Source organism: Desulfoconvexum algidum (assembly GCF_055382125.1).
This window is the reverse complement of the sequence record NZ_AP042394.1, coordinates 4,664,048-4,690,773: the sequence shown is the minus strand read 5'-3', so window position 1 is coordinate 4,690,773 and position 26,726 is coordinate 4,664,048. Positions and strand designations below refer to the sequence as shown.

The 26,726-nt window shown below is 46.8% G+C and carries 23 protein-coding genes; 12 read left to right on the top strand and 11 right to left on the bottom strand.

Features of this window, described 5'->3' with window-relative positions; translation table 11 throughout:
- Positions 1–345: 345 nt before the first annotated feature.
- The 5 genes from ACZ45G_RS21335 to ACZ45G_RS21315 all read left to right on the top strand — a co-directional run bounded on the left by ACZ45G_RS21335 (position 346) and on the right by ACZ45G_RS21315 (position 5,822).
- Entirely contained in the window at positions 346–1,107 is a 762-nt protein-coding gene (locus ACZ45G_RS21335; protein ID WP_464172524.1) for a DUF6125 family protein, read from the top strand.
- A 49-nt stretch (positions 1,108–1,156) separates the two neighbouring features.
- Positions 1,157–2,710 (top strand): acyl-CoA carboxylase subunit beta, encoded by a 1,554-nt coding sequence (locus tag ACZ45G_RS21330; RefSeq protein WP_464172523.1) that lies wholly within the window; start codon positions 1,157–1,159, stop codon positions 2,708–2,710.
- Between the two features lie 17 nt (positions 2,711–2,727).
- Entirely contained in the window at positions 2,728–2,943 is a 216-nt protein-coding gene (locus ACZ45G_RS21325; protein WP_464172522.1) for a hypothetical protein, read from the top strand.
- A gap of 92 nt (positions 2,944–3,035) precedes the next feature.
- Positions 3,036–5,051: a pyruvate carboxylase subunit B gene (locus ACZ45G_RS21320; protein WP_464172521.1), complete on the top strand. Its 2,016-nt coding sequence runs from the start codon at positions 3,036–3,038 to the stop codon at positions 5,049–5,051.
- Between the two features lie 93 nt (positions 5,052–5,144).
- A complete protein-coding gene (locus ACZ45G_RS21315) occupies positions 5,145–5,822 on the top strand; it encodes a zinc ribbon domain-containing protein (protein WP_464172520.1) in 678 nt (225 codons plus the stop codon).
- 175 nt (positions 5,823–5,997) lie between these two features.
- Here ACZ45G_RS21315 and ACZ45G_RS21310 read toward each other — a convergent pair whose 3' ends face one another.
- From ACZ45G_RS21310 to rplU, 7 genes are read right to left on the bottom strand one after another with little or no spacing between them, the layout of a single operon-like run.
- Positions 5,998–6,507 (bottom strand): type I restriction enzyme HsdR N-terminal domain-containing protein, encoded by a 510-nt coding sequence (locus ACZ45G_RS21310; RefSeq protein WP_464172519.1) that lies wholly within the window; start codon positions 6,505–6,507, stop codon positions 5,998–6,000.
- 12 nt (positions 6,508–6,519) lie between these two features.
- Positions 6,520–8,082, bottom strand: a complete 1,563-nt coding sequence (gene gpmI / locus ACZ45G_RS21305; protein ID WP_464172518.1) for a 2,3-bisphosphoglycerate-independent phosphoglycerate mutase — start codon at positions 8,080–8,082, stop codon at positions 6,520–6,522.
- Positions 8,069–8,497 carry a ribosome silencing factor gene (gene rsfS / locus ACZ45G_RS21300; RefSeq protein ID WP_464172517.1) on the bottom strand — a complete coding sequence of 143 codons (429 nt, stop codon included), beginning with the start codon at positions 8,495–8,497 and terminating at the stop codon, positions 8,069–8,071. The genes gpmI and rsfS overlap by 14 nt, the downstream gene beginning before the upstream one ends.
- A complete protein-coding gene (gene nadD / locus ACZ45G_RS21295; RefSeq protein WP_464172516.1) occupies positions 8,494–9,153 on the bottom strand; it encodes a nicotinate (nicotinamide) nucleotide adenylyltransferase in 660 nt (219 codons plus the stop codon). Before nadD ends, rsfS begins: the two co-directional genes overlap by 4 nt.
- Positions 9,154–9,156: 3 nt before the next feature.
- Positions 9,157–10,152 carry a GTPase ObgE gene (gene obgE, locus ACZ45G_RS21290; protein WP_464172515.1) on the bottom strand — a complete coding sequence of 332 codons (996 nt, stop codon included), beginning with the start codon at positions 10,150–10,152 and terminating at the stop codon, positions 9,157–9,159.
- Positions 10,149–10,403, bottom strand: a complete 255-nt coding sequence (gene rpmA / locus ACZ45G_RS21285) for a 50S ribosomal protein L27 (RefSeq protein WP_464172514.1) — start codon at positions 10,401–10,403, stop codon at positions 10,149–10,151. The genes obgE and rpmA overlap by 4 nt, the downstream gene beginning before the upstream one ends.
- A 14-nt stretch (positions 10,404–10,417) precedes the next feature.
- On the bottom strand, positions 10,418–10,729 hold the full coding sequence (gene rplU / locus ACZ45G_RS21280) for a 50S ribosomal protein L21 (RefSeq protein WP_464172513.1): 312 nt from the start codon (positions 10,727–10,729) through the stop codon (positions 10,418–10,420).
- A gap of 366 nt (positions 10,730–11,095) precedes the next feature.
- On the opposite strand from rplU, the gene ACZ45G_RS21275 reads away from it, so the two are divergent.
- The 5 genes from ACZ45G_RS21275 (at position 11,096) to ACZ45G_RS21255 (ending at position 16,019) form a co-directional block, all read left to right on the top strand.
- Positions 11,096–11,641: a hypothetical protein gene (locus ACZ45G_RS21275; RefSeq protein WP_464172512.1), complete on the top strand. Its 546-nt coding sequence runs from the start codon at positions 11,096–11,098 to the stop codon at positions 11,639–11,641.
- 24 nt (positions 11,642–11,665) lie between these two features.
- The gene (locus tag ACZ45G_RS21270; protein ID WP_464172511.1) at positions 11,666–11,911 is read left to right on the top strand and encodes a hypothetical protein; all 246 of its coding nucleotides are present in this window, start codon (positions 11,666–11,668) and stop codon (positions 11,909–11,911) included.
- 30 nt (positions 11,912–11,941) lie between these two features.
- The gene (locus ACZ45G_RS21265) at positions 11,942–13,906 is read left to right on the top strand and encodes a hypothetical protein (RefSeq protein ID WP_464172510.1); all 1,965 of its coding nucleotides are present in this window, start codon (positions 11,942–11,944) and stop codon (positions 13,904–13,906) included.
- Positions 13,903–14,817, top strand: a complete 915-nt coding sequence (locus ACZ45G_RS21260) for an ATP-grasp domain-containing protein (protein WP_464172509.1) — start codon at positions 13,903–13,905, stop codon at positions 14,815–14,817. Before ACZ45G_RS21265 ends, ACZ45G_RS21260 begins: the two co-directional genes overlap by 4 nt.
- A gap of 62 nt (positions 14,818–14,879) precedes the next feature.
- Positions 14,880–16,019, top strand: a complete 1,140-nt coding sequence (locus ACZ45G_RS21255; RefSeq protein WP_464172508.1) for a hypothetical protein — start codon at positions 14,880–14,882, stop codon at positions 16,017–16,019.
- A gap of 65 nt (positions 16,020–16,084) precedes the next feature.
- Here ACZ45G_RS21255 and ACZ45G_RS21250 read toward each other — a convergent pair whose 3' ends face one another.
- From ACZ45G_RS21250 to ACZ45G_RS21235, 4 genes are all read right to left on the bottom strand, one after another.
- Entirely contained in the window at positions 16,085–19,309 is a 3,225-nt protein-coding gene (locus tag ACZ45G_RS21250; RefSeq protein WP_464172507.1) for an Npt1/Npt2 family nucleotide transporter, read from the bottom strand.
- The gene (locus ACZ45G_RS21245; protein WP_464172506.1) at positions 19,309–20,166 is read right to left on the bottom strand and encodes a formylglycine-generating enzyme family protein; all 858 of its coding nucleotides are present in this window, start codon (positions 20,164–20,166) and stop codon (positions 19,309–19,311) included. The genes ACZ45G_RS21250 and ACZ45G_RS21245 overlap by 1 nt, the downstream gene beginning before the upstream one ends.
- Before the next feature lie 130 nt (positions 20,167–20,296).
- The gene (locus ACZ45G_RS21240) at positions 20,297–21,721 is read right to left on the bottom strand and encodes an adenylate/guanylate cyclase domain-containing protein (RefSeq protein WP_464172505.1); all 1,425 of its coding nucleotides are present in this window, start codon (positions 21,719–21,721) and stop codon (positions 20,297–20,299) included.
- Between the two features lie 79 nt (positions 21,722–21,800).
- Positions 21,801–24,170 carry a GAF domain-containing protein gene (locus tag ACZ45G_RS21235; protein ID WP_464172504.1) on the bottom strand — a complete coding sequence of 790 codons (2,370 nt, stop codon included), beginning with the start codon at positions 24,168–24,170 and terminating at the stop codon, positions 21,801–21,803.
- A gap of 278 nt (positions 24,171–24,448) precedes the next feature.
- Between ACZ45G_RS21235 and ACZ45G_RS21230 the strand changes: the two genes are divergently transcribed.
- Positions 24,449–25,627 (top strand): aminotransferase class I/II-fold pyridoxal phosphate-dependent enzyme, encoded by a 1,179-nt coding sequence (locus ACZ45G_RS21230; protein WP_464172503.1) that lies wholly within the window; start codon positions 24,449–24,451, stop codon positions 25,625–25,627.
- Positions 25,624–26,601 carry a glycosyltransferase gene (locus tag ACZ45G_RS21225; protein WP_464172502.1) on the top strand — a complete coding sequence of 326 codons (978 nt, stop codon included), beginning with the start codon at positions 25,624–25,626 and terminating at the stop codon, positions 26,599–26,601. The genes ACZ45G_RS21230 and ACZ45G_RS21225 overlap by 4 nt, the downstream gene beginning before the upstream one ends.
- Positions 26,602–26,726: the final 125 nt, after the last annotated feature.

The window sequence follows — 26,726 nt, the reverse complement described above, 5'->3', positions numbered from 1 at the left end:
TAAAATACAGTTTTGGCACAGGGTGGTAAAAAATATACAAATGGCAGAACCGGCCCATGGCATTATCTGACTAGTAAATTGTCTTTTTGTTAACATACCAGATTAACCTTGCATTGATGATAAAAATGTAAGAAAATCACGATGTTCATATATTAACGTCTATTATTTTTAAAAGCAATGATAAAGGCTGCTGTTTTATCCTCTGGGCCTGCTCCCGGGTTAAAATAAAATAAGAATCGCCATGGATCTTACTTAAGTTACTTGACAAGAGATGTACTGATTTATTAGGCTTGACCCAAGCATCAATAAGGGCATGCCGTGCCATTATATAAAGGAGTTTACCCCATGACCGATACCAGTAATCATTTATCTCTCAGTAAAGAAGAAAAAGCAAATTTTGTAGTTGACATGTTTACCCGAATAGTGGTTCATTATGGGCTTTGGTTTTCAGAGGTCCAGCACCAGATGGGCATGGAAAAAGCCCTGTGTGTTTTGGATAAGGCAACCAAGAATAGTGTGGGAATCGGAATGAAACGTCTGTCAAGGGAATTGGGTTTTGAAATAGAAAACGGTGTGCCCAAGGCGTTATTGAACCTTGACGAGGATGCCATGGACCGCTTGATGGCGGCAGTGGGGAAAAATTGGCTTGTCAATGACGGGGTCTGGTTCCAGGCAGTGGAGTTTGAACATGGGATGAATGATGCCAAACGGTGTAATGATTCCTGCTGGGCAAAGTTCTCCCCCTATGAAGCCCATGCCATTAAGAAATTTTTAAACCTGGGCCATGCCCCGGGGCTTGCTGGATTGAAAAAGGCCTTGAATTTCAGGATGTACTCGGTCATAAATACGCAATCAATTGTTGACGAGGGACCCAAAAGTTTTGTATTTCAGATGAATAAATGCCGGGTCCAGACGGCAAGAGCAAAGAAAAATTTAGATGACTATCCGTGTAAATCTGCAGGCCTGGTGGAGTATGCCTATTTTGCAAGTGCCATGGATCCAAGAATTAAAACCCAGTGCATCGGTTGTCCGCCCGACGACCATCCAGATGACTGGTTTTGTGCGTGGCGGTTCAGCTTATCGGAAATAGCGCCAGAAAAAATATAGCCCAAAAAAAACAAAAGAACAGCTTAAATATAAAGGAAGGGATGAATCTATGGGAGCTACAGCAGATAAGATCCAGGAACTTAAGTTAAAAGAAAAAATTATCCTCGAAATGGGAGGCGAAAAGGCCTTGGCCAAACGCCGGGAAAATGGAAAACTCAATGCCAGGGAACGGCTTGACCTCCTGTTTGATCCGGGCAGCTTCAGGGAAGTGGATATGTTTGTCACCCACCGGTGCACCAATTTTGGGATGCAAGAAAAGCAGATTCCTGCCGATGGGGTGATCACCGGCCACGGACGGGTGGATGGCCGAATCGTTTTCGCCTATGCCCAGGATTTTACGGCCAGGGCCGGTTCCCTGGGAGAGATGCAGGCCAAAAAAATCTGTAAGGTGATGGACCTGGCCTTGAAAACCGGGTCTCCCATCATCGGGATGAATGATTCGGGAGGCGCCAGAATCCAGGAAGGGATCGATGCCCTGTCCGGGTATGGGGAAATCTTTTTCCGCAATTCCGCGGCTTCCGGGGTGATCCCACAAATTTCTGCCATCATGGGACCCACCGCTGGCGGGGCGGTTTATTCTCCTGCCATGACCGATTTTATTTTCATGGTCAAAGAATCCAGCTATATGTTTATCACAGGCCCCAATGTGATCAAGGCGGTTACCGGAGAAGAGATCTCCTTTGAAGCGTTGGGCGGGGCCATGACCCACAATGAACGCTCCGGTGTGGCCCAGTTTGCCTGCGAATCCGACGAAGACTGCATTTTAAATATCAGAAAAATGCTGTCCTATCTGCCTTCCAATAATATGGAAGATCCGCCAATGACGATTCCAACCGATGATCCCAATCGCAGAGACGCGTCCCTTGACACCATCATTCCAGACAATCCAAATCGGTCCTATGATATAAAGGATGTCATCACCTCCATTGTGGATGAGGGAGAATATTTTGAGCCCCACCAATATTTTGCCAAAAATATTGTGATCTGTTTTGCCAGGCTCAATGGTCGCCCCATCGGTATCATTGCCAACCAGCCAAATTTCATGGCCGGGTGCCTGGACATAAACGCATCGGACAAGGCCACCCGGTTTATACGGTTTTGTGACAGCTTTAATATTCCCATGCTCACCATTGCCGATGTGCCCGGATATCTGCCCGGTAGCGACCAGGAATGGGGGGGGATTATTCGCCATGGGGCCAAACTGCTCTGGTGCTATTCAGAAGCCACGGTTCCCAAATTATTGCTGATAACCCGCAAGGACTACGGGGGATCCTATCTTGCCATGTGTTCACAGCACCTGGGGGCAGACATGGTCTTTGCATGGCCCACGGCCCAAATTGCTGTCATGGGCGCTGAAGGGGCGGCCAATATCATCCATGCCAGAGAAATCAAGGGAGCCGATGATCCCGTTGCCAAACGGACTCAGAAAATTGACGAATACAATGAGCAGTTTTCAAATCCCTATTGTGCGGCGGCAAGAGGCTATGTGGATGCCGTGATTGTGCCGTCGGAAACAAGGCCCCGGCTCATTGATGCCCTGGAGGCCATGGCCACAAAAAGGGAAATGCGGCCGGCTAAAAAACATGGTAATATTCCGGTATAAGGAAAGGGGAATAAAGAATGGATAAGAAAAAATTAGCAGCTGCCATGGCGGCTGTCACCACTTTTATAAAAACCGGTGAAGCTGCTGCGGGTCAGAATTTGGCATCCGTCGAAGGGGTTCCCCAGGAGAGACTCCCGGCAGGACCTGCTCCCCAGATGAATATATGGGGGATGAACGGTCGCCAGGCATTGATGCAGGCCGGCACCATGATGCAGCTGCGAATGTTTAAATAGGGTTGCTTTAACAAAAGCTTTTTTAATAAAAGCTGCCACCAGAACAAAGATAATTATTTAAATAATAGTGATATTTTTCAGGAGAAAATCAAATGAGTGATCATAATCAAGTCAAAATGGCCCCAATGCACTATGACAAGGACAGGCCTGCAGCCGCAAATCCGGTAAAAGTTCAGGACCTGTCCCTTCGGGATGGTCATCAGTCTCTTTTTGCTACCCGGGGCAGAACAGAAGACATGATTCCCGTTGCGGAAAAAATGGATGAGATCGGTTTTTGGGCCGTTGAGGTCTGGGGTGGCGCCACCTTTGACACCATGCACAGGTTTTTGGGTGAAGACCCCTGGGAGCGGCTGAGGACCTTGAAACGTTATTTTAAGAAAACCCCCTTTTCCATGCTGCTGCGGGGTCAGAATCTTGTCGGCTATCGAAACTATGCCGATGATGTGGCCAAGCTGTTTGTGAAAAAGACCGTTGACAACGGGCTGGAAATTTTCAGAACCTTTGATGCCCTGAATGATTATCGGAATTTTGAAACCGTGGTGCCGGTGATAAAAGAATGTGGTGCCCATTTTCAAGGGTGCATCTGCTATACCCTGACCGAAGCCCGCCTGGGGGGAGAGGTCTACAATCTGGACTATTATATTCAAAAAGCCAAGGACCTTGAGGACATGGGGGCTGACAGTATCTGCATCAAAGACATGGCAGGTCTCATGTCCCCCTATGATGCCTATGAACTGGTCAAGGCATTAAAGGCCAATGTCAAACCCCTGATTCACCTCCACAGCCATTTTACCTCGGGCATGTCCCCCATGGCCCATCTCAAGGCCATTGAGGCCGGGGTCGATATCATCGACACCTGCATGACCCCCTATGCCTATAGAACCTCCCATGCCGCCATCGAGCCCCTTGTCATGTCACTTCTGGGAACCAATCGGGACACCGGATTTGATATCAAAGCCCTTGCAGAGATCAATAACATCCTGGAAAAAGAGGTGCTTCCCAAATACAAACATCTGCTGGATGATACCAAGGTCTCCATAATCGATATCAATGTATTGCTCCACCAGACGCCTGGCGGTATGCTGTCAAACCTGGTAAACCAGTTGCGGGAGATGGATGCCCTGGATAAAATTGATGAGGTCTATAAAGAGCTGCCCCGGGTGAGAAAAGAATTGGGCCAGGTCCCCCTGGTTACCCCCACCAGCCAGATTGTGGGAATCCAGACGGTCAACAATGTGTTGTTTGATACCAAGGAAGAACGGTACAAGATGGTGACGGCCCAGGTAAAAGATCTGTGTTACGGCCTCTATGGTAAAACCTCTGTCCCCATTGATCCGGTGGTTCAGAAAAAAGCGTTGAAGGGATATGACAGGGGAGAGACACCCATTACCTGCCGTCCGGCACAAGTGCTGGAGCCGGAGCTTGAAAAAGCCAGAGAACAGATCGGCGATCTGGCCATGGATGATGAGGACCTCATCCTCTACGCCCTGTTTCCTGTGACCGGCAAAAAATATTTGCTGCAAAAATATGGTAAGGAAGAAGTACCGGAAAACCTCAAGCCCATTACCCTGAAGGATGTGGAAAAACAGACGGAAATGCTCAAAAAGGCAAAGGCAGGGCAGCTGGTAGAACGAACAACTGCCGACACCATCCCGGAAAAAAGTGAATATGCCAGAACATTTAATGTCTTTGTCGAAGGGGAATACTTTGAGGTGGGGGTGGATGAAGTCGGGGGAGCGCCCGTTATCACCTACGCAGCACCTGCTGCTGCCGCTTCCGCGCCTGCTGCACCAGCCGCAGCCGCTCCGGCACCTGCCGCGCCTTCAGTTGCACCGGTACCGGCGGCTCCGGCAACTCCCGCTCCCAAACCGACCCCCAAACCAGCTGCTGCATCGGGAACCCCGGTGACGGCTCCCATGCCCGGTATGATCATCAAGTATGAAAAAAATGTCGGTGATGCGGTCAATGAAGGGGAAACCGTTGTGGTGATTGAAGCCATGAAAATGGAAAATGCCCTGCCGGCTCCTGCCAGCGGTGTGGTGGTTGCAATCAATTATAACAGCGGCGATTCTGTAGCCAAGGGTGAGGTTCTTGCCGTTATTGAATGATCTTGACAAGACAAGGCTTATGCTTATTTTGGGTGTCTGAAAATATGCAGACTACCAAATAGGAGATAAGAATAATGGCAGGAGATAAGAATAATGGCGTTTGAAACAAAAGAAGAACTGTTAGAAAAATATATAAAAATGGACAAACCCCATTGTCCCCATTGTGATCGGGAAATGACCCTTTGGGAAGTTCCCCAGCATGCAGTTTCCGATGGGCTGGGCTGGGGGACTCCCTATCTGTTCATCTGTTTTAATGATGAGTGTCCCTCCTACAAGAAGGGCTGGGATCACCTTCAGGAGGCCATGGAACAGACGGCATCCTATCGGTGTATTAATGAGCCGGGTCAGAAAAATTTTGAATATATGCCCGTATTCAGCCCCGTGGGTGCAACGGGACAAATCCTGGATGATGCCGTTCTCATTGAGCAGGAAGCCAAGAGAGAGTTGGCCAAACAGACCTTTTCCCTATTGACCGATTATTATATGTCAAAGGACTGGGATGAAATTTTAAAGGTTCTGCTGGACCCCAAAATTCCGCCCAAGGCCAGGCTTAAGGCCGCAGAGATGGTAGGTGAACTAGGGGATTCAGAGGCAGCAGAGCATCTGATCAACCATAAGTTCCCCACACCGGTTCTTGTGGCAGGGGTACAAAAAGCCATTGAGCAGCTCCATGAGCGGCATTACACAAGGGAGTGTCCCTATTGTGCGGAGATTATTAAGAAGCGGGCCACCGTTTGTAAACATTGCAACAAAGAAGTTCCACGGGCATAGAGGCTTAGGGATAGAGACAACAGCTTTAAAACAAATATAAATCGGAAACAAAAAAAACAGGGCAAGGGGAGAAGAAAAATCTTCTTTTTATTGCCTTGGTTTTTTTTATTGCCCTCGCTTTTTTTATTGTCAACGATTACAATATCTGATTTTAATTGCTATCTGGTTTTAATTGCTATCTATTGATTTTCTCCATATTAAAGGAACGGTAGATGATCATTTCCAGTTTTCTTTTTTCAGGGGCATAAATAATATCTTGAATGGATGCCAGGCGGCGTTCGGCCGCTTCCCTGGAGGGGATCGCATCAAGCCCCTTGCCGATGGTTTTTCCGGAAACCGTATCCATGATAACAGCATCTCTGGCATCGGTGGAAACGGCAAAGGGAACCTGGAATTCATATACCAGCCGGGCCCCGGACAGTATTTCGCGTTCATAGGATCCAATGGAACCTGCCACACAGGTGACTGCCATAAAAGGTCTGGTCTTACAGTAGACAATCAGGTCAATGACAGAGACATAGTCTTCTCCCTTGAACTGAACGATAAGGGATTCATCCACGTAAATTTCTTGTTTACTGAATCCTTTTGTTTCTACTAAAAATTTTTCAAAGATCTGGCGGCTGGCTTCAGACCCCACATTGTCAATTTCTCGTCCGGTAATAAAGTCTCTGATGGGTTCAAACATAAAAATTTTCGCTTATATTAAAGAGGTTCCTGTCATTTGTGCTGGTTGGGGGATGCCGAGGGCTTTGAGGATCGTGGGGGAAATATCGCCCAAAATTCCGTTTAGAACCGGGGTCCCTTTGAACCTTTCCCCTGCCAGAATAAAAGGGACTGGGTTCAGGGTATGGGCGGTATGGGGGGATCCATTCTCGGCAATCATCTGTTCACAATTTCCATGGTCCGCTGTGATAAAGGCGGTACCATTGGTTTCCCATATGGCTTCTACTACTTTTTGTACACACCTGTCCACGGTCTCACAGGCCTGTATGGCAGCATCTAAAATGCCGGTATGACCCACCATGTCCATGTTGGCAAAATTTAATACAATGAATTCAAACTTTTTGGATCGGATTTGTTCACACACGGTTTCGGTTATTTCATTGGCAGACATGGCAGGTTTTAGGTCATAGGTGGCAACCTCCCTGGGGGAAGGGATCATGATCCGCTGTTCATCTTCAAAAACCGCCTCATTTCCTCCATTGAAAAAATAGGTGACATGGGCATATTTTTCTGTTTCGGCAATCCTGAGCTGGTGAATTCCCTGACGGCTTAACACTTCTCCGAAAACATTGGCCAAATGCTCAGGGGCAAAGGCGGTTGGAAGATGAAAGGTCTGGTCATACCGGGTCATGGTCACAAAAGAGGACAGGGCTGGGTGTTGCTGCCGTTTAAATCCGTCAAATTTATCTTCAATAAAGGCCCGGGTGATTTCCTTGGCCCGATCCGACCTGAAATTGAAAAAAATCAGAGCATCTCCATCCTGGATGATACCTTCCTTTTCTTGGCCTTTGCTGTCGTTGGCAACGTTTTGAAAAAAAACAGGCTTTATAAATTCATCGGTCTCTTTGGCATCATAGGCATCCTGGATCGCTTGGATGGGGTCCTTTGCCTGTTTGCCTTCCCCTGCGGTATAAAGACAATAGGCTCGTTCCACCCGGTCCCATCGGGTATCCCGGTCCATGGCCCAATAACGGCCGCAAATACTTGAGATCTCTCCTATTCCCACAGCGTCAAGGTGGGCCTGGAGCTGTTTGATATAGGTGATGCCGCTTTTGGGGGAGGTGTCCCTGCCATCAAGGATGGGATGGATATAAAGATTTTTAATCCCGTTTAGCTTTGCCATGTCAATGAGGGCAAACAGATGGGAAATATGGCTGTGAACCCCGCCGTCGGACAAAAGGCCCAGAAGATGCAACCTCTTATTTTTTTCCCTGGCAGTTTCCATGGCGTTTTTAAGTTGCGAGTTATCAAAAAAACTTTTGTCTTGTATGGCGGTATTGATCCGGACAAAATCCTGGAATACCTTGCGCCCTGCTCCCATGTTCATGTGTCCAACTTCTGAATTGCCCATGGTACTCTGGGGCAGACCCACGGCATTGCCGGAACAGGCGAGCCGGCTGTTGGGAAAGGTTCTAAGAAGCGTGTCCAGGAAAGGAGTGCTTGCCTGGGCAAAGGCATTCCCTTGTCTTGTGGGGCTAATCCCCCACCCATCCAGGATCATCAGAATATTGACCGGGCTGTTTTTAGTCGTCGTCATCTTCGTTGTCTCCGGCATCATTATCGTCTCCGGCATCATTTGGATCAAGGATAGAGCCGAACCGGGATAGATCAATTCTCGGGGCATCGCTCCACAGCCCTTCCAAGTCGTAAAAATCTTTTGCTTTGGACTCAAATACATGGATGATGATATGGCCGTAATCCAATAGTGCCCATTCTCCTTCCTTGATCCCTTCCATACCCAACACCTTGATTTCTTCTTTTTTCAAGGCCTTGATGATATGTTCGGCGATGGAGGTCACTTGTCGCCCTGATCCGCCTTCAACAATAACGATCATGTCGGTATAGGAGGTCATTTTACGGACATCAATTGCGGTGATGGATTTGGCCTTACGTTCGAAAATAGGGGTGAAATAGGGGGTGTATTCTTCTGTCGGGTCCATGGGGGGTGTCATTTATATAAATCCTTTTGTTTGATAATGTTCTCGACATTTGCCGGGACAAGTCCGTTGATGGACTGGTTCTTTTTTACCCGTGCCCGTATCATGGTTGAAGAAATGTCGATTTTCGGGACATTGCAAATACGGACCGGCTGTAGGTGTTCATGGGTAAACTGGGTCTGACCGTTATCTAATTTGTACCCTTTTGAAATGTGTTCGTCAATAAAGGATGCAATGGCATCTATCCCGGTTTGGTCTCCCCTGAGCATGACAATAATAGGAATTGCTTGGAAAATCAGCGCCTGTTTTTTCCAGGTAATGATATCAAAAAATGCATCTGACCCCATTAAAAGGGAAAAATGAAGCATAGGATCATGGTTTCCTTTAAGGGTGGTCTGCTTAAAGGCATTAATGGTATCAATGGTAAAGGATGGGCCTTTTCTTCTCAATTCGATATCAGAGGCATAAAATCCTTCCCGGTCTTTTGCCCAACCCCGTACCATCTCCATCCGATCCCGGGCCGGTGCCAGATCGGTTCTTGATTTGTGCGGGGGCGTGGCAGAGGGGAATAAAAATATTTTTTGAAGGTGAAGGGCCTGCTTCACATATTTAATAATACCAATATGACCATTATGAAGTGGATTGAAGGTCCCTCCAAAAAGTCCTGCCATGATTTACTCTTTTTGAAGTTTGGAGGCGAGCAGTTTGACCAATGATTTTACACCCTTTCCGGTAACTGCTGAAATGGTAAGAACCTGAAGATTCGGCAGGGCTACCTTAAAACTGTCCACCCGATTTTCGACGCCGGTAAGATCCATCTTGTTGAGTACCACAATCTGGGCTTTTTGGGCCAATTTTTTGCTGTACATGGTCAGCTCTTTGTTGATCAGGTTAAAGGCTTCAAGGGGATTTTCCGGGTCAATTTCTCCCACATCAATGAGATGAATTAAAATTCCGGTCCGTTCAATATGCTTTAAGAATTTGATGCCAAGGCCGATGCCCTCATGGGCACCTTCAATGAGCCCGGGGATGTCTGCCACGGCAAAGGGTTCCCCAAAAGGGGCTTCTACCATGCCCAGTGTCGGGGTAAGGGTAGTAAACGGGTAATCTGCAATTTTGGGTCTGGCAGAGGACATGGAGGAGATCAGGGTGGATTTGCCTGCATTGGGAAGCCCCACAATACCCACATCCGCCAGAAGCTTTAATTCCAGTTTCAATCTTCTTTCGATTCCGGGAATTCCCGGTTGGGAAAACCTGGGCGCCCGGTTCGTGGCGGAAGCAAACCGCTTGTTTCCCTGGCCGCCCCGGCCACCTTCGGCGATAATGTATTCCGCATGTTCAAGGGTCAGATCAACAATGGGCTCAAGGGTGTCTGCATCGGAAACCAGGGTACCGGGAGGAAGATCTAAATATGTATGATTTCCGTTTCCGCCATGCTTTTGCTTGCCAAGTCCGGGAGCCCCGTTCTTGGCATGGAATAATTTTTGACGGCGATAATCATAGAGCGTCCGTTGTCCCGGGTCCACTCTAAGAATTACATTGCCGCCATTACCACCATCACCGCCGTCAGGACCTCCAAACTCAATGTAGCGTTCCCTTCTAAAACTCATGCAGCCGGGGCCACCTTTACCAGAAGTGACGGTAATGATTGCTTCGTCTACAAATTTCACGCTACATAAACGCTGACTTTTTTCTTGTCGCGACCTTTTCGTTCAAAGGTCACCACACCGTCCATTTTAGCAAACAGGGTATAGTCTTTGCCCATCCCCACATTGTTACCCGGATGGATTTTAGTGCCAACCTGTCTTACAATAATCGTCCCGGCTGAAATCATTTGTCCGCCGAATTTTTTAACGCCTCTGCGCTGGGCATTTGAGTCCCGGCCGTTTTTGGTACTACCTGCTGCTTTTTTATGTGACATCTTATCCTCTCTTCCTAGGCTGAAATAGATTCGATTTTAATTTCTGTATAATGCTGTTTATGGCCTTGCATCTTCCGATAGCCTTTCCGGCGTTTATACTTGAAAACCAGTTGTTTTTTACCCCGTCCCTGCTCAACGATGTGTGCCTTTACGATGGCATTTTCAAGCTTGGGGGTTCCAAGGGTAACCATTTCACCGTCTGAATACATGAGGACATCATCGAATTCAATCTGAGAACCTTCAGAACCTTCAAGTTTTTCAACTTTTAGAATCTGTTCTTCATGAACCTTGTATTGCTTTCCTCCGGTTCTGATAACTGCGTACATGTTAAACTCTCCTTAATTATTTCAATACTTTTTGCAATTTCAAAAAACTCTTAATTTTATAATCATTTCTTAAATTTGTCAATATTTATTTGTTTTTTTATGGCAGTCTGACAATTAGTCTGTATGTTAGCTTGAGACTATACCTTTTTTTGGACCAGGGGTCCAGTTAAAATTATCTATAGGATAAGCAAATCAAAATCATATGTATGGATTTTGAACAATACCAGCAAATGACATGTCTTGGCAAACATAACCACCGCATGTGGAATTTAGTTCCTTGGCCTTGACTTCATTTTAAACTTTGAATACAAATAGTGGTATCGTGCGTTATCAATCCAACCGCTGATTTAAAGAAAGAGGAATGCCATGAGATATAGAGTTGCCAGGTTTGCCATAGGGATTATTGTCACCATGATGATAGCCGGTTTTGGATGTTCGGCTGTTGTCTATGAATATGCCAGTAATCCGGTATCAAGGATGATTGAAACCCAGGCCTTTACTGCCAGCTTTGCGCCTGCCAGGGAAGATGCCGGTTATTTTTCATCCTTTCTGCTGGAAATTGAAAATAAATCAGATGATTCCATTGAGATCGACTGGAATAAGACCCTGTATATCCATGATGAAAAAAATCGGGGCGGGTTTGTGTTTAAGGGGATTGAACCGGCCCAGGTGCGAGAAAAGCGTATTCCCAATGAGGTTATTCTCCCAAGAACCCGGTTTTCAAGGCAGCTGTTTCCCATCGCAAAAATTGCCATGGCTGAAAGGAAAGACTATTCTGCGGGCAAGGACAAACCAGGGCTTTATGGCGGTAAACTCCCACCCGGGGAAAACAGCATTGTTCTATCCATTCTGGACCAGGGAAAATTGATCCGAAAAAAAATATCGGTTGTGATCAAGGAACAAGTAAAATAAAAGAATAGCCAGGAGTGCAAAAAGATGAAAAAGATAGTGTTTTTAGGATTGATGGGTGTCTTGTTCTTGTGCCTAAGCGGCTGCTACCAATATGTAGCCGAGCACCCGGAAAAATCAAAGGCCCAATTTTATGAAGACCAGAGGGACTGTGAAAAAAAGGCCAGGGCCTATTCAATGGAAAGATTGCAAGATTACAGAGAAGGCGAGGAAATCGACCATGCCCGTAGATGTATGCGTGATAAGGGGTGGCGGTATCACTTCCGTAAATAAGGTATTAACTTTTAAAGTCTATTGGTGCCTATGATATCACCGACTGTTTTATTGATTCATCCACCGGCGGCAAGCCCGGTATATCCTTGTTGGGATGCTGTCGTAGTGGCAGGAAGTCTGTCTGGTTGCGGGCTTAATCCCTGTCATTATGATGCAAACCTTGATTTTTACCGGGAATATCTTTTAAAAAACAGGGATGAATCGGTCTGTGAAACCCCTGGGGATATCGATAAACTTGCAGGGAAAGAATTTTATGACCTCCCTTTTTTTATAGGGTGTAAAGATAAAATTAACACCTGTCTGACCCTGATTTCCCACGATCCTTTGGCTGGTTTGAAGGGGGAGGCAGATTCGAACCCCTTTGTCCCGTTGTGTGAACAAGGTCTTGCAAGAAAAATTTTTCAGCACGATCCCGGAACCGTAATCTTTTTTATTTCTTCCCAGGATCAAGCGGTTGCCGCGAAGACAATGGCCGCTTACATTAAATCCCGATATCCCGGGGTCGGGGTCCTGGCAATGGCAACCATCAGATTGGAGCGGTTAGATTCCCAATACTTTGACCATCTCATCTGGAATCAGGGCAAAAGGAGCATTGTCTCATTGATCGATTATTTCAACCAGACCCATGGTGCAAAGATTGATCCGTACAATAGTTTGCCGGATTTTGACGGGCTTTCCCTGGACCCATACCTGACCCCTGAACGGGTGGTTCTGGTTGATCCGTTTTTTTTCAAAGATTCTTTTTTACTCGCAGATTTTTTGGAAAATCAAGTCCGCTCCCTGGGGGTCCAGGGGTTTGTGTTTGTTGCCGGGGCAGGGGAATACGTGACCTCTAAAATCCAGGGAACAAAAGACGCAGTTTCCCGGAAAGGGATGTACCTGCATCTTGCCCACTGGTTTTCAATAAAACAGTCCACTGTATTTTTTAGTATGCAGGTCCGGATGGGGGAAGCCTTTCCGGAAGATGAAAATAAATTGTCTGATCTTTTTTCAGCCGGGCTTAGACTGATCCTCTGGGAAGGAGAAACAAACAGCACCAACATATGTGAAAAAACATTGTGGAAAACATCCAAACAAGGCATTTGGAATCATGTGTCATGGCCGGATCTGTTCAGGGGAAACAGCCAGGCAAAATTTATTGTAAACAATCCCAACATTGTTCATTCCTTCCAAGATCCAAATTGTGCTGTAAATCAAGATACTGACCAACGTTTGAATCAAGGCAGTTCGTTCAATCCGGCAATGCCCCATGGGCTCATGGACTATGCTGGGGTTCAGCCCTTGCCGGGGATCCCCTTTTGGAAAGTTCTCGGGGATACCAGCTGGCTGTTGGTGTACCTGGGTCAATTTAGCCGGAAGTCATTGGGGGGGATCCGGGTTGACATGACAAATCATGGGGTTATTTGCCTTGGCACCCAGATGCAGTTTTTTTATCAATCCCCATCAGACCTTCCCCCGGGGGTTTTGGATGAAATTTGTAAAATGGTGGAAGCCGGGGGCTCCGTGGACACCACCCATGTCAGGTCCAATCTTGAGAGGGCCCATAAGATCGGGTATGCCATGGAAAACGGGGTGATCATTGGAAATTCCAGTTTAAAACACCCCAGAGCCGTCTTTATACAACGGCTTAACAAGATAACAGGGGGTGATTTTTCTAATTTTGTGGAAAGGGGATATACCTCGGTAAGGCCGGAGTATCGTTCCATGGGGGTGGGGGCTAAATTATTGGAAGGGCTTACCCAAAGGGCAAAAGATTACAAGGTTTTTTCCATTATCAGCGAGGAAAATCTGGCCACCCAGAAAATTGCGCTTCGGAACAATACAAAGAAAATTTTGACCTATTTTAGTGAAAAACTAAAAAAGGAAATGGGGGTATGGATGCCAGAAGAGATGATTGACAACCCAGTGGACAAATCCGTGGACAAATCCGTGGACAAATCCGTGGACAAATCCGTGGACAAATCCGTGGACAAGGGCAGGGGACAAGGAAATTGATCATCGGAATAATGAGTGTCAATGGCGTTGATTTTCATCCCAACAAACGGTTTATTGAAGCTGCAATCCATTCGGGTCATAAGATCCAGCTTATTAATCCCTATGCGCTTATCTGTACCATGGACATGGGGGACAAAGGGTTTGCTCAGTCGGCTAATTTTTCCATGGACCTTCCGGGCTTAGTTCCCCATGTGGTTTTGCCCCGGCAGGGATCGCCCATGGGGGAATACGGCTTTGTCTTGCTCCGCCATTTTGTGAAAATGAAAATTCCCCTGGTCAATGGCATCGAGGGGGTGACCATTGCGAAAAATCAGTATATAACCCTCCAGACCCTGGGCGGTGCTGGGATTAAAGTTCCCGATACCTGTTTTATTACCAGGGCCGCTTGTTTTTTTAAAGCCGTCGATCATCTGGGTGGGTTTCCCGTTATTGCCAAACAGGTGGACGGCATGGGCGGAGACGGGGTGGTCAAGATTGAAACCCGGACCCAGGCAGCATCATTTCTTGATGCCCATCTCAATGCGTTGAAGGGGATGCTGGTGCAAAAATTCATCCCTCCGAAAGACCGCCAGGATGTCCGGCTGTTGGTGGTCGGTGGCCGGTTGGCCGGGGCCATGGTCCTTGCGCCCTTGCCCGGGGATTTTCGGGCCAATATCCATCAAAATGGCCGTGCAACTGCCATTGATCCGCCAAAGGAATGGGTTGACCTGGCCGTTGAAGCCGTCAGGGCCTGTCGTCTTGAAATCGCCGGGGTGGACATGATTGTTGAAAAAGGGGGGCGGCCCCTTGTGGTTGAAGTGAATTATTCTCCAGGTTTCAGGGGATTGGAGGCAGCAACCGGGCGAGATATCGCCCAGGAGATTATTGAGTATGTGACCGTTGTCACCCTGAATAAAAAAATTGCGAGATAAAAAGTACCACCCAATGGCCCAATCAAAATAAAAAATAAGAAAAAAAGAGAAAAGAAAAGCCAATGAAAATTTTAGATTTTAATTTGACTCGCGATTCTGACTTTGTAACAGCCTCAGCCCGGGTGATCTTTGAAGACTGCAGTCGGCCTGAACAAACCGTATATATAAAAACCCCCCTTGCCTTTGCCCAAGGGTTTGGGGCCAACCCGGATGCATTCTTAGTGGGGTGCCTTTTGCCTGGTCTTCATCTGGGCGAACGAAGGATTTTTATGGATCAAAAGATTTGTCCCTTTCTCAAGGAAGGGATAGGGGTTGCCATGAATATTTTGTCCCACTGGACAAAAGGGCCAAACGGCCGCCGGTATTCCCCCATCGAGATCGAGGCAAACCCCCGGGGGAATATACCAATTTTGAGCCCTCCCAGGGCCGGTATGGTTATGTCCGGCGGCATGGATTCCCTTGCCGCCCTTCGGTTAAACCGGCTTCATTACCCCAAGGCCCATCCCGGGTATGTCCGAGACAGTTTTTTTCTTCACGGTTTTGATATCGGCGGTGTGGTTGAGCGGGGAAGCAAGTACCATGTGTTTGATCGGGCCATGGAGGCAATTTCAAAGATTACAAGGGATGCAGACACGCAATTGATTCCGGTTTATACCAATATCCGTCATTTGTGTGATGAGCGGGAGTTGTGGCTGGACAGTTTCTTTGGGGCCGTTCTGGCCGCCATGGCCCATACCTTCAGCAATAGGATAAACCTGATGTTTATCGCATCTTCCTATGATATTCCCAATTTGCACCCCTGCGGTTCCCATCCCTTGCTGGACCCGGAATATTCCAGCTTCGGGGTGAGACTTCGCCACCGGGATTATGAGCTGTCCCGGCTGGAAAAAATAAAAATTGTCTCTGGCTGGGATGTGGCATTTCAAAATTTTCGGGTCTGTCTTGCCAATGTCCCGGACCATTTGAACTGCGGGCGCTGCGAAAAATGTATCCGGACCATGACAGAACTCACCGCTTTAGGGATGCTGCACAAGACCCGGGCCTTTGAGGCGGATGAGGTGACTGTGGAAGATATTGAACAATATGATATTACGATTCGGGTCCGGCCGCCCTTTTACAGGCCCCTGATTCCTCTGCTCAGAGATCAGGGCCGGGATGATCTGGCCGATACCATTGAACGATTGCTAGAAAAGGAAACATGAAAAAAACAGGCCTGTTTTTGGGAGTGGGCAACCGGCAACTTTTGTTCTGATTCATGCCGATATTTCTATTGAACCTTTTTTGGGATTTTACCGTGGAGATCCCGGATGCGCAGGCTTAACACCGAGCATATCTGCAGCGCTATCCGGGGGAATTCCATGACGGTTTCTTTGAATTCTTGCTTGTGGAGGATGAGGAACTGGGACGGCTCAATGGTTCTTATGGTGGCTGATCTGGGGGCATTATCGATCAATGCCATTTCCCCAAAGGCCCCGCCGGGTCCAATATGATCCAGCATCACTTCTTTGCCATCGGTCTGGGCCATGATCACTTCCACTTGTCCCTTGATGATGAGAAACACGGTTTCCCCCACATCTTTTTGTTTGATGATGGTTTTGCCTTCGGGATAATCCAGTTCCTTTGTTACTGCGGCAATGGCGGCAAGTTCGGCAACACTCAGCCCGGAAAAAATTTCAATTTCCTTTAAAAGAAGTATTTTTTCCCCCAGGGATATTTCCGTGGATTTAATTCTATTGGGATCATTTGAAGTTTCCTTGGGTTTATTTAAAATCATTTGAACTTCCTTTGAAATATGTTTATTGATCGAATGTTCCAACCCATTCAACATTTTTTGTGCATCGGTGCGGGTGGGATTTTCATTGATCAGGTTTAATCCCATGAGGACATCCACCCAGTCTTCAGAGGTCAGCAGGGTTGAAAGAACCTCTTTTCCTTCCGGATCCAGTTTGGGGATTTTTACGAGATGTTTTCCCTCTGACAGAGCCATTGCCGGGGTGGGGCTTTCAAGCAGGGGAAGCATGGCGTTAAAGGTTTTCCGGTCCAGAATATCGCTGAGCAACTCTATGGCATTGGCCCTTTGCCGGGTGTCCGGGGAAAAAATTCCCCGCCAGGCGGTTTTCATCCTCCCTGTCTGGTCATGGATGGCAAGGACCCGGATAATATTTTCAAGGACCACATCTTTTTTTTGCAGCAGATGTTCAATGGTAAGATCGCGTATCTTACTTTTGGAAAGATGGGTTAGATTTTCTTCCATGGCAAGGTAGGTATAGCTTTTGTTCAGGCTTTTCTTGGCAAACATCAGAATTTCAAATTCTTTAATGTCAAGGGTTTCCAAGAGTTCAAACACGCCCCTTCGAATCCGGGTGCTGGGCATTCCTAAGGATTCAACCAACAGTTTGTTGTTTTGAAAGGCAGCGGTCCGTATCTTTTCCTTGGCAAATTCATGGATGGGATCGGTGTTGTCTCCTAAAAGAAGGATGGCTTTTTTAAGCGAGAAATCATCATTGATTTCCAGGGCATCCAGGGCCGCTGTCCTGACATCGGGCCGGTCATAGGCGAGGTAGGCGAAAATAACGGCATTCAATTCCCTGGCCCTTAACCGGGACAGGGCTCTGATGATGTCCGGAATGATGGGATCAATCTTTTTTTCCGATAATATGGTCAGCAGGCCGCGAACATACTCCCGGTCATTGCTCAAGCCGGCACTGATAATGCCCGATTTTCTAAGGTTTTGGTCATCTGCCCCAAACCAGGTTTCAATCATGGGCCTGTGCTTTTCCGGGTCTCTTGAATAGAGGCAGGCAGCTGCAAATCCTCTGACAACCGGGTGGTTATGTTCAATATACAAGGTTAAATCCGTCCGGTTGATGGCCCGGATATCATTCTGGCAGACAAGTTTCAGGATGGCAATGGTAACCTCTGGTTTGTCTGGATCCAGGAATCGGATTAACGCCTTGGCGGCAGCGGCACGGGATTTTTCAGAAATCATTTTGATCAGGGCCAGTTGGGTTGGCGGGTCCTGTTCTTCAAGATTATGGAGGATATGGGTATCCAATTTTATGGGAGAAAAATTTTTCAACAGGGTGCCATACCAGATGGCATCCTTGCCCCGGGCAGCCAGAAAAGAGGTTTCAAGATCCGATAACACCTTGTCTTGGTTAAAAATACTTCCCAGTTCCTCTTGGTCAAGGCTCTTGATGTCCAGGAGGTTATTTGAAATCATCTCCTTGAGGATCATGGCATATTTGGATTTTAAGACAATGGGCGCTGCCATCCAGGCCAGCACAAAGGGCAGGGCCACAAGGGTCAAATACCGGGGGTGGAAATAGGCGCTTGAGATCAGAATCAGGGTGGAGCCTGTAAACAGGGCCAACCTTACCACGGTCCCCCTTAAAAAAGGACGGATCATGTTCCGGTAGGATTCTGGAAAAAGTCCGATTAAAATAGAGTTTGCCGGCATGTTGATGGTGGTTCGCAGGATATTGGTGGACATCCTGGCATACATGGCCGAGAACATATCAAACCGGAAGAGAAATGCAAAAAAAGCAATCATATAGTTAAAGGGGTGGAACATAAGGGCCACGGGCAGGCCCCATCGCCCGTATATCCTCCCCACAAAGAGCAGGATGATGAGACTTATGGTATACAAGCCCCCCCGAAAATAACTAAAGAACTGAATCATGGCTGCTTCTGAAGCAAATTGGTCATTGATGGCATAATTAAACTGATAGTTCATGATGGGGATGACCACATTGGGCATAAAGGTCAGGACCAACACGATTTTGATCAGCACTGAGTCCTTTAGCAAGGGGTATACCGCCTTGAATTCCTGGATCATGGAGGGCTTTTTTTCGACACCTTCCCCTTCTTTTTGAACTTTTTCCGGAAAGATCAGGGTGGAATAACTTCGTCCCATTGCCTGGACAATACCAGCCCCCATAAGGGTGGTGACAAGATACAGGTACAGCAGGTTGTCCAGGTTAAAGGTTGTTGCAAAGAAATTGGTTCCGAAACTGCCTAGGATTAGGCCGATCACCCCGCCTGCCGTCAGGAGAGGAAACAGTCGTTTGGACTGCCGCATATTGAAAAGATCATTGCATAAATTCCAGAACAGCAGGGCCTGGAGCAGTTCAAACTGGCTTTTGAGCATGAAAAGCAATGGATACAACAGGTCAAATCCAAAGGGGATGAGCAGCCGGATAAGGGTTACAAGGATCCCGGATATAATAAACACATAGGAGAGCAGCCTGGCGCCGGGCATTTTTCCTAGAAAAGCCGATAAAACACCCGTGATAAAAAAAGTGACCACGGCATTGAGCATATTGACAATGGGCAGGTATTCAACCCCATATCGTTTTAAAAAGGCAGTCTCGGCATAGTTGTTTAAGATGATGCCGGAACTTCGAATGATAAACAGCAGGGCCATTGTCCACAGCAGGAGGCTGATTTCTTCTTCATATATTTTTAGCAGGCTTAGGAGCTTTGTGCGCATTAATTTGCCTCACGGACGAGTCGGAATCCGGTGGTGGAGAATTTTGCACCGGGATGGGCATAGGTCCGGTTGGCACTTCGAAGATAGCGTCCGTATTTATACCAGCTGCCCCCTCTCCTGATATGGGAATTGGAACCCACAGGATTATATCCCTTGAATCCGGGGGCGGACCTGCGGGGAATATATTTGTCGGAACACCATTCCCATACATTGCCGTGCATATCATAAAATCCCCAGGGATTGGGGGCAAATGTTTTGACCGGTGCCGGGCCATGGGCGGCAATCTTTATGGAACGTAAATAAAGGGTACATTCGTCATTTTTTTTGGGGTTATTGCCATACATGGCCTTGGAGCAGTCTATGGCATCTCCCCAGCTGTAGGCGGTGGTTGTGCCGGCCCTGCAGGCATACTCCCATTCTCTGTCCGTGGGGAGGCGGTAAACCCCCACTCCCTTTTTATTGAGCTTATCGATATATTTAAGACAATCATAAAAGGAAACCCGGGTGACCGGCATATCATCGGTCCCGTTGCGTTTTTTGAACCATTTTTTCCCCATGACGGCTCGCCATTGACCCAGAGTCACTTCGGTTGTTTGCAGATAAAATGCCTTTTCAATCGTTACGGACCGATGGATTTCATCGGTATCACGAAATCGTTCTGTGTCAGGGCTGCCCATCATGAAAGTTCCCGGCTCAACCAGGACAAAGGATATCCCCATGGGAGTCGTGAGTGTTTTTTCCTGTGCCATGCCGGGCTGGGCAAGGAATATCATCACCCAGAAAAATGCTAAAAATGCCCTTGCAATTTTATTCTGATATCCTATAAGGCCTGAATAAAAAACAGATGAAAGCGTCATGGTGATTCTAAAATCCTTAAATAGTGATGGGCTTAAAAATGCGTCGAAGAAAAAAAGCTGTAAAACATCCAATTACAATTTGCCTTTCTTGTCAAGGAGAAAAGAAGGCGCAGGGTGGTGGGCGAATCCATCAAACAGATGTTTCTTTCATCCATTTTCTGATGATGTTTTTGTCATTTTCACCCATGGCTGTAATGCTGAATTTTGTGCAGAACTGGTTTTGTTCCATTTGGGTCGAGGTGCTTTTGGCATAGATATCATCAAAACAATGGGCCTCAACACAGAAGTTAAAGTTCAGTTTAATGTCTGTGTACAGGTCAATGGGTTGGTCTGTTGTTGCATAAATGTTGCTCTCATCCATTGTGATTGTCTCTCCTAGGATGGGCAGGGAGCTTACCCGTTTATCCCGGATGGTCCAGTACTGAAAGGGGAGTTTTATGGCAAGCCTTGCATCAGAAGGAATAGATTCTTTTAGTGCGACTTTGTAATCTTGGGTTTCAATGGCTAAAACGGAGTAAAAAACCAAGGGTTTTTTCATGCCTTTCATCATAATATGCTGAGCCGGCATCACCTTTGTTGTCGGTTTTACCTGGCTGTGGGTGGATTCGCCAATGAGCACCTGGCCGCCGATGCTGTTGGCTTCGATCCGTGATGCCCGGTTTACGGCATCTCCGACGATTCCGTATTTCATCCTGACTTCGGAACCGATATTTCCGACAATGACGATGCCGGTATTAATACCAATACCCATTTCAAGGCAGGGATATCCCGATTCAAGAACACCTATGTTTAATATTGCCAGACAGTTTTGCATCTCAATGGCACAGGCAATGGCCCTTTCCGGGTCGTTGCCATGGCTTTTTGGGGCACCAAATACAGCAAGAATTGCATCTCCGATGATTTCATCAATTATCCCGTCGTATTTTAGAATTATTTTGGACATCTTTTCAAGGTAGCGGTTGAGCAATTGAACCATCTCTTCTGGGTCCCTGTCCTCTGACAGGCTGGTAAATCCCCTTAGGTCCGACATCAACACCGTGACCTCTTTTCGAGTGCCGCCAATTTTGTGCCCTTCCGGGGAGGCCAGGATTTCATCCACCACTGTCTGGGAAAGATACCGCCCAAATGTTTCTTTGATAAAATTGACCAGGTGCAATCGTTCTTCGGAAACCGCCAGGATCTGCTTGAGCATGGCAGCTCTTGAAGTGACTATGGTTTTGATTTCATCCGGGGAATCATCTGCCAGATCTATTTTCTCGGCCTTGGTATAATCTTTTTGGATCTCTTTGTTGGCGGCTGCAAGGGATTCAAGCGGTATAATAATTTTATCTTTGAGAAATTTTTTTAAGGTGACCATCATAAAAATAATGATAATTCCCACCAGAAGGATAATCCTGATGGCATACCAGAAGAGATCAGAGGGCCCGGCATCTTCGGTGAACCATCTATAAAAAAGAGAGTAGACCAGCAGGACAGCTTCAATAAAGAGAATTCGCCAGAATACCCCCATTAAAAGGATTTCTCTGACCCCATTTTTTTTATTTTTTCCGATCATGGGTAGATTTTTTTCCTCACAATTTAACACTGACAGGTTCAACTACTGCAGATTTCCAAAGCAGGGGGGACGGCAGTCTTTATCCTGTTTTCATCTCAATAATATTATTGCTGACCATGGATTTCAGGTTTACCCCAACCCTGAGGGCTTTTAATCCCCGGACATCCGGTAAGTCATCTATATCCAGCATTTCAAGATCATTGTCAAGCTTACCAATGCTCATGAGAAAATTAATATGCTGTCTTATTTCTCTGCCCTCGGCGGGGGTGGAATACACCACGGCAATTCTTCCGGGTTGGGTGAGGCGTTCCCCTGATCCTTTTATCAGGGCTTTGTCCAGGCGGGATTTTATGATTTCCTGACGGACATCATAGGCACCATCTACATCAAAGCGTTTTTCATCAAATCGGAATCGAATGGAGAGCGGCGTGTGATTGACCAGAATCAGGTGGCAGGTATCCAAGGGCACTTTTAATTGGGGTTGTATTTTTTTTGTATGCCAGGCAAGGCCGCAGGCCAGAATCAATTGCCACAGGGTCATGTCTTGGACATGGAAATTGGCAAGTCGCTGGCTTTGGGTCATGGCGGCACCAATATACATCATGTAATCCACGCCATCGGTTTGGCGTTTTTCAAAATAATGGGGAAAATCCGTCTGGATCAGGCTGTCTTCTTGTTCTAAAAATCTTGAAAGCACATGGTTGAGCTTTGATACGCTCTCTTCATAGTCTTTGCGTTTATTGTAGATCATCCCGGCCACAGGATCAAGGGAATGGGTGTAAGCCTCTATTTGACGGGCAATATCATCTCCCAGTCCCACAAGGTCTTTAAATATGGGTGCTATTTCTTTATTCAGGAGTGAAAAAACTGAATTTTCGTCGCTGGAGGTAACCCCTTCTGAAATTTCCTGGATTTTAGTTTGAATCCGGTGTTTATATTCTTTTAAAATTGGCCAGGGGCGAAGGCTGGAACCCGTTTCCATGATACCAAGGGCAAGGGAGAGTTGATCGGTCAGGTCCTGCTGGATTCCCTTGTTCCGGGCCAGGGAAGATCCCCTTATGTCGGATTGTCCAAAGAATGGCACCACATCCTTGAAAATGATAGGTTCCATTTGAGAGGTGGTACTGCCCTGGCGCAGACGCTCCATATGGCTGATGGCCGCTTGTTCAAACCGCCATTCCACCGAGGGGTGAACCGCCGTGCATTTTTCCTTGATAATCGTTTGAACGTGCTTGTCCAATTCATCCATTCCCCTTTTCAGGGCCACGCAAAAAATGGGGGTGACCTGCTGCAAGAGCATGGCATCAATGGGCCCCAGTTCATTGGGGGTGGTGGTAAAGACTTCCAGGATGCCAATGATTTTCCCCTGGTAGGATAAGGGAGACAGCAGCATGGAGCGGATGCCGGAAGCAACTGCCTGTTGTTCCACTGGAACCAGGTCAGGCTTCTGGGCGAGATCCGGTACCCTAAGGACCGCATTGTTCCTGGCTGCCTGCATCCAGACAGATCCTTCTACCTCGTTCAGGTTTACATGTTGGGAGTTGGAAAAGAGGCAGTTGATATTGGAGCTACAGTCATTTTTGATGATCATCACCTGATCCCCCTGGAGGGCAGCGATTCCAACCGCAAGTTCTGGCCGTTGGAATAATACCTGGAGCCTGGATTCCATGTGCTTGATGCCGTCGGAGGAAAAAATGGCGTGCTGGTCAATCAAATCCCTTTCAAGGGCAGAAATCACCTCGGATTCTGTTACATCCAGAGCCCGCACAATGGCAAAGCCTGTAAATTCAAATTGGGCAAGATCAATGTGTTTGGCCAGGATATCCAGATTTGTAAGATTGTTTGTGATGTCTTCACGGTCTTTTTTTGACAATTTTTTCGGGCTGCCCAAGGGGGTTATCTGGACAAACTGAAAATCTGCAGTCACCCCGAAATAGCGGGCCAGGCCGTTTTTTTCATCGGGTACAATTTTAATGTCCACACTTTCAAGCCGTTGGCAGCTAAATCCGTATATTCGTTCCAAGATGAGAAAATAAATTTTTGATAATTTTTTTTGGATTTCAGCTTTATTGGTTTTCTCCAGGCTGGCCTTTACAAAATTGTCATTGTCAAGGAAGAGTCGCCGGAACTCAGGGGTCACAAAAAAGGGCTCCAGGGTGCAGGGTGTCAGCGCCCCCATAATGTCCCGGTTAAAGGAGGCCGCCGGAAAGACGGGGCTCATCAATGGTCTGATGATATCCTGGTATTTATTTAAGATGCCAATATCCTTTATGGGGCCCTGGAGTTCAGGAATATGGCGTAGTTTTTGGGTTAAGTCCCCAAACATGGACCGCATATGGGTACATTCCGGTACCAGTGTTTTTTCCCAGAAAGCAAGCAACGGATCAAGGCTGACCCGTCCTCTGAGTGGTTGGGCACTGACCGGTTGGACTGGGGGTTGTTTTTCCATGGAGTCCCTCCTTAAATATATCGAAATAAAATAATCATTTGAAAAATAATGTCAACACAGCCCGATCCGGCTACTGGATCAACTGCGGTCAAATTGAATGTTCCTAAAAACCATTGCCCCCAGGAAAGGAAATCCTGGGTGGATTTCCTTTGGTTAATGACAAAAAATATAGAAAAATATGAAAATATATCATACTATATCCGACAAACTATTTGAACCGCTAAAAACAAGGGTGCTTAAAAACAAGGGCGCTTAAAAATAAGGATGCCTAAAAAAATATGACACACAAAAAAACAAATTCCATACAAGAGGACGATTTTTTACCATTTTCAAGACCCTCCATTAATGCCCAGGATATTCTGGCCGTGAATGAAGTGTTAACATCCGGCTGGATTACCACTGGATCGAAAAATGCTGAATTTGAAAAAAATATTTGTGATTATACGGGCAGCCCCCATGCCGTGGCGCTTACTTCGGCGACAGCGGGGATGCATCTTTTATTAATGGCCCTTGGTATCGGAAAAGGGGATGAGGTGATTACCCCTTCCATGACCTGGGTATCAACGGTGAACCTTATTACCATGGCAGGGGCAACCCCTGTTTTTGCTGATGTTGATAAAGATACGCTCATGATAACCAGGCAGAGCGTGGAGGCTTGCATGTCAGAACGAGTGAAACTGATTATCCCGGTTCACTTTGCCGGGGCGAGTGTTGACATGGATCCCTTGAGACAAATTGCCAACGCCCATAAAATAAAGATTATTGAGGATGCTGCCCATGCATTGGGGACCTCCTATAAAGGGGTTCAAACAGGGGCCAGTGGTACCAGCGTTTTTTCCTTTCATCCCATAAAAAATATCACAACCGGTGAGGGCGGGATGATTTGCTCGGATGACAAAGATCTTGTTCAAAGGATACAACGGCTTAAGTTTCATGGCCTGGGGGTTGATTCCTTTGACAGGACCACCCAGGGAAGACTGCCCCAGGCCGAGGTGATTGAACCGGGGTTTAAATACAATTTGCCGGATATGCTGGCAGCCCTGGGCATCTCCCAGTTAAAACGGATCGAAGCGTTCAACAAAAAACGCGAAGCCCTTGCACTTTTATACCTTGAACTATTAAAGGATGTTGAGCAAATTATTCCCCTTGCCCCCCCCCGGGAGGAGACAGGGCATTCATGGCATCTTTTCATTGTAAGGCTTGATATTGAAAAAGCCTCAATGACAAGGGATCAGTTCATGGAGGAGCTCAAGAAAAATAATATCGGGACAGGGCTTCATTTCAGAGCGGTTCATCTTCAAAAGTATTACCGGGAGACCCTTGACATACCGCCTGGTGCATTGGTCAATACCGAATGGAATTCCCAAAGAATTCTTTCTTTGCCACTTTTTCCGGATATGACAGACAAGGATGTCCATCGGGTGGTGACTACAATTAAAAAGGTCTTGAAGAAATGAAGGAAAATTTGTTCGTTTCAATTGTAATTCCGGTATTTAATGAGGCAGCCAACCTTGCGGAACTCATTGAAAGATGTATGGGGGCGTGTGAAAGAATAGACGCTCCCTGCGAAATCATCCTGATTGATGACGGCAGCCATGATGGATCTGCCGATATCATATCTGCCGCTGCAAATCAGGACAACAGCATTATCAAAGGGGTGCTGCTCAATAGAAATTATGGGCAGCATTCGGCTATAATGGCAGGGTTTGAACAGGCAAAGGGGGAGATTGTTGTCACCCTTGATGCGGATCTGCAAAATCCGCCCGAAGAGATTCCCAATCTGGTGGATCAAATAAAAAAGGGCTATGATGTTGTGGGGAGCGTCAGGGCGAATCGGCAGGACAGCAGTTTTAGAAAATTATCCTCTTTTATCATCAATAAAACAGTCCAGAAAGTGACCGGCGTCATGATGAATGATTACGGGTGCATGCTCAGGGCATACAAAAAACATATCATAGATGCCGTTCTCAGCTGTCCGGAAAGAAGTACCTTTATTCCTGTCTTGGCAAACAGCTTTGCCAGATCCACAACAGAGATCATGGTGACCCATGCGGAACGCTCCAGCGGGGATTCAAAATACAGTTTCTTAAAACTGATCTCCCTTCAATTTGACTTGCTGACCTGCATGACAACCTTTCCCCTGAGGTTGTTAAGTATTATTGGCGGGATGATTTCTTTTCTGGGGGTGGGCTTTGGCATCTTTTTGATGGTGATGCGGTTAATGTTCGGGGCGGTTTGGGCGGCAGACGGCGTGTTTACACTGTTTGCCGTTTTATTTGTTCTCATTGGAGCCCAGTTCCTTGCCCTGGGACTTTTGGGCGAATACCTGGGCCGTGTTTACAACGATGTAAGGGCCAGGCCGCGCTATAGCGTTTGCAATGTTGTGGATAAGGACAGCCAGAAACCATCAACGACAGCTATGGGTAAATAAATCTTGCCCGACAGGGAAATTCCTAAAATTATCATCGAACCTTGATTCACATCAAAAAAAGATTAGAGTATAGTGAATTATTAGAAACAGATTAGATATAGTATAAATAATTTTAAATTTTAAAA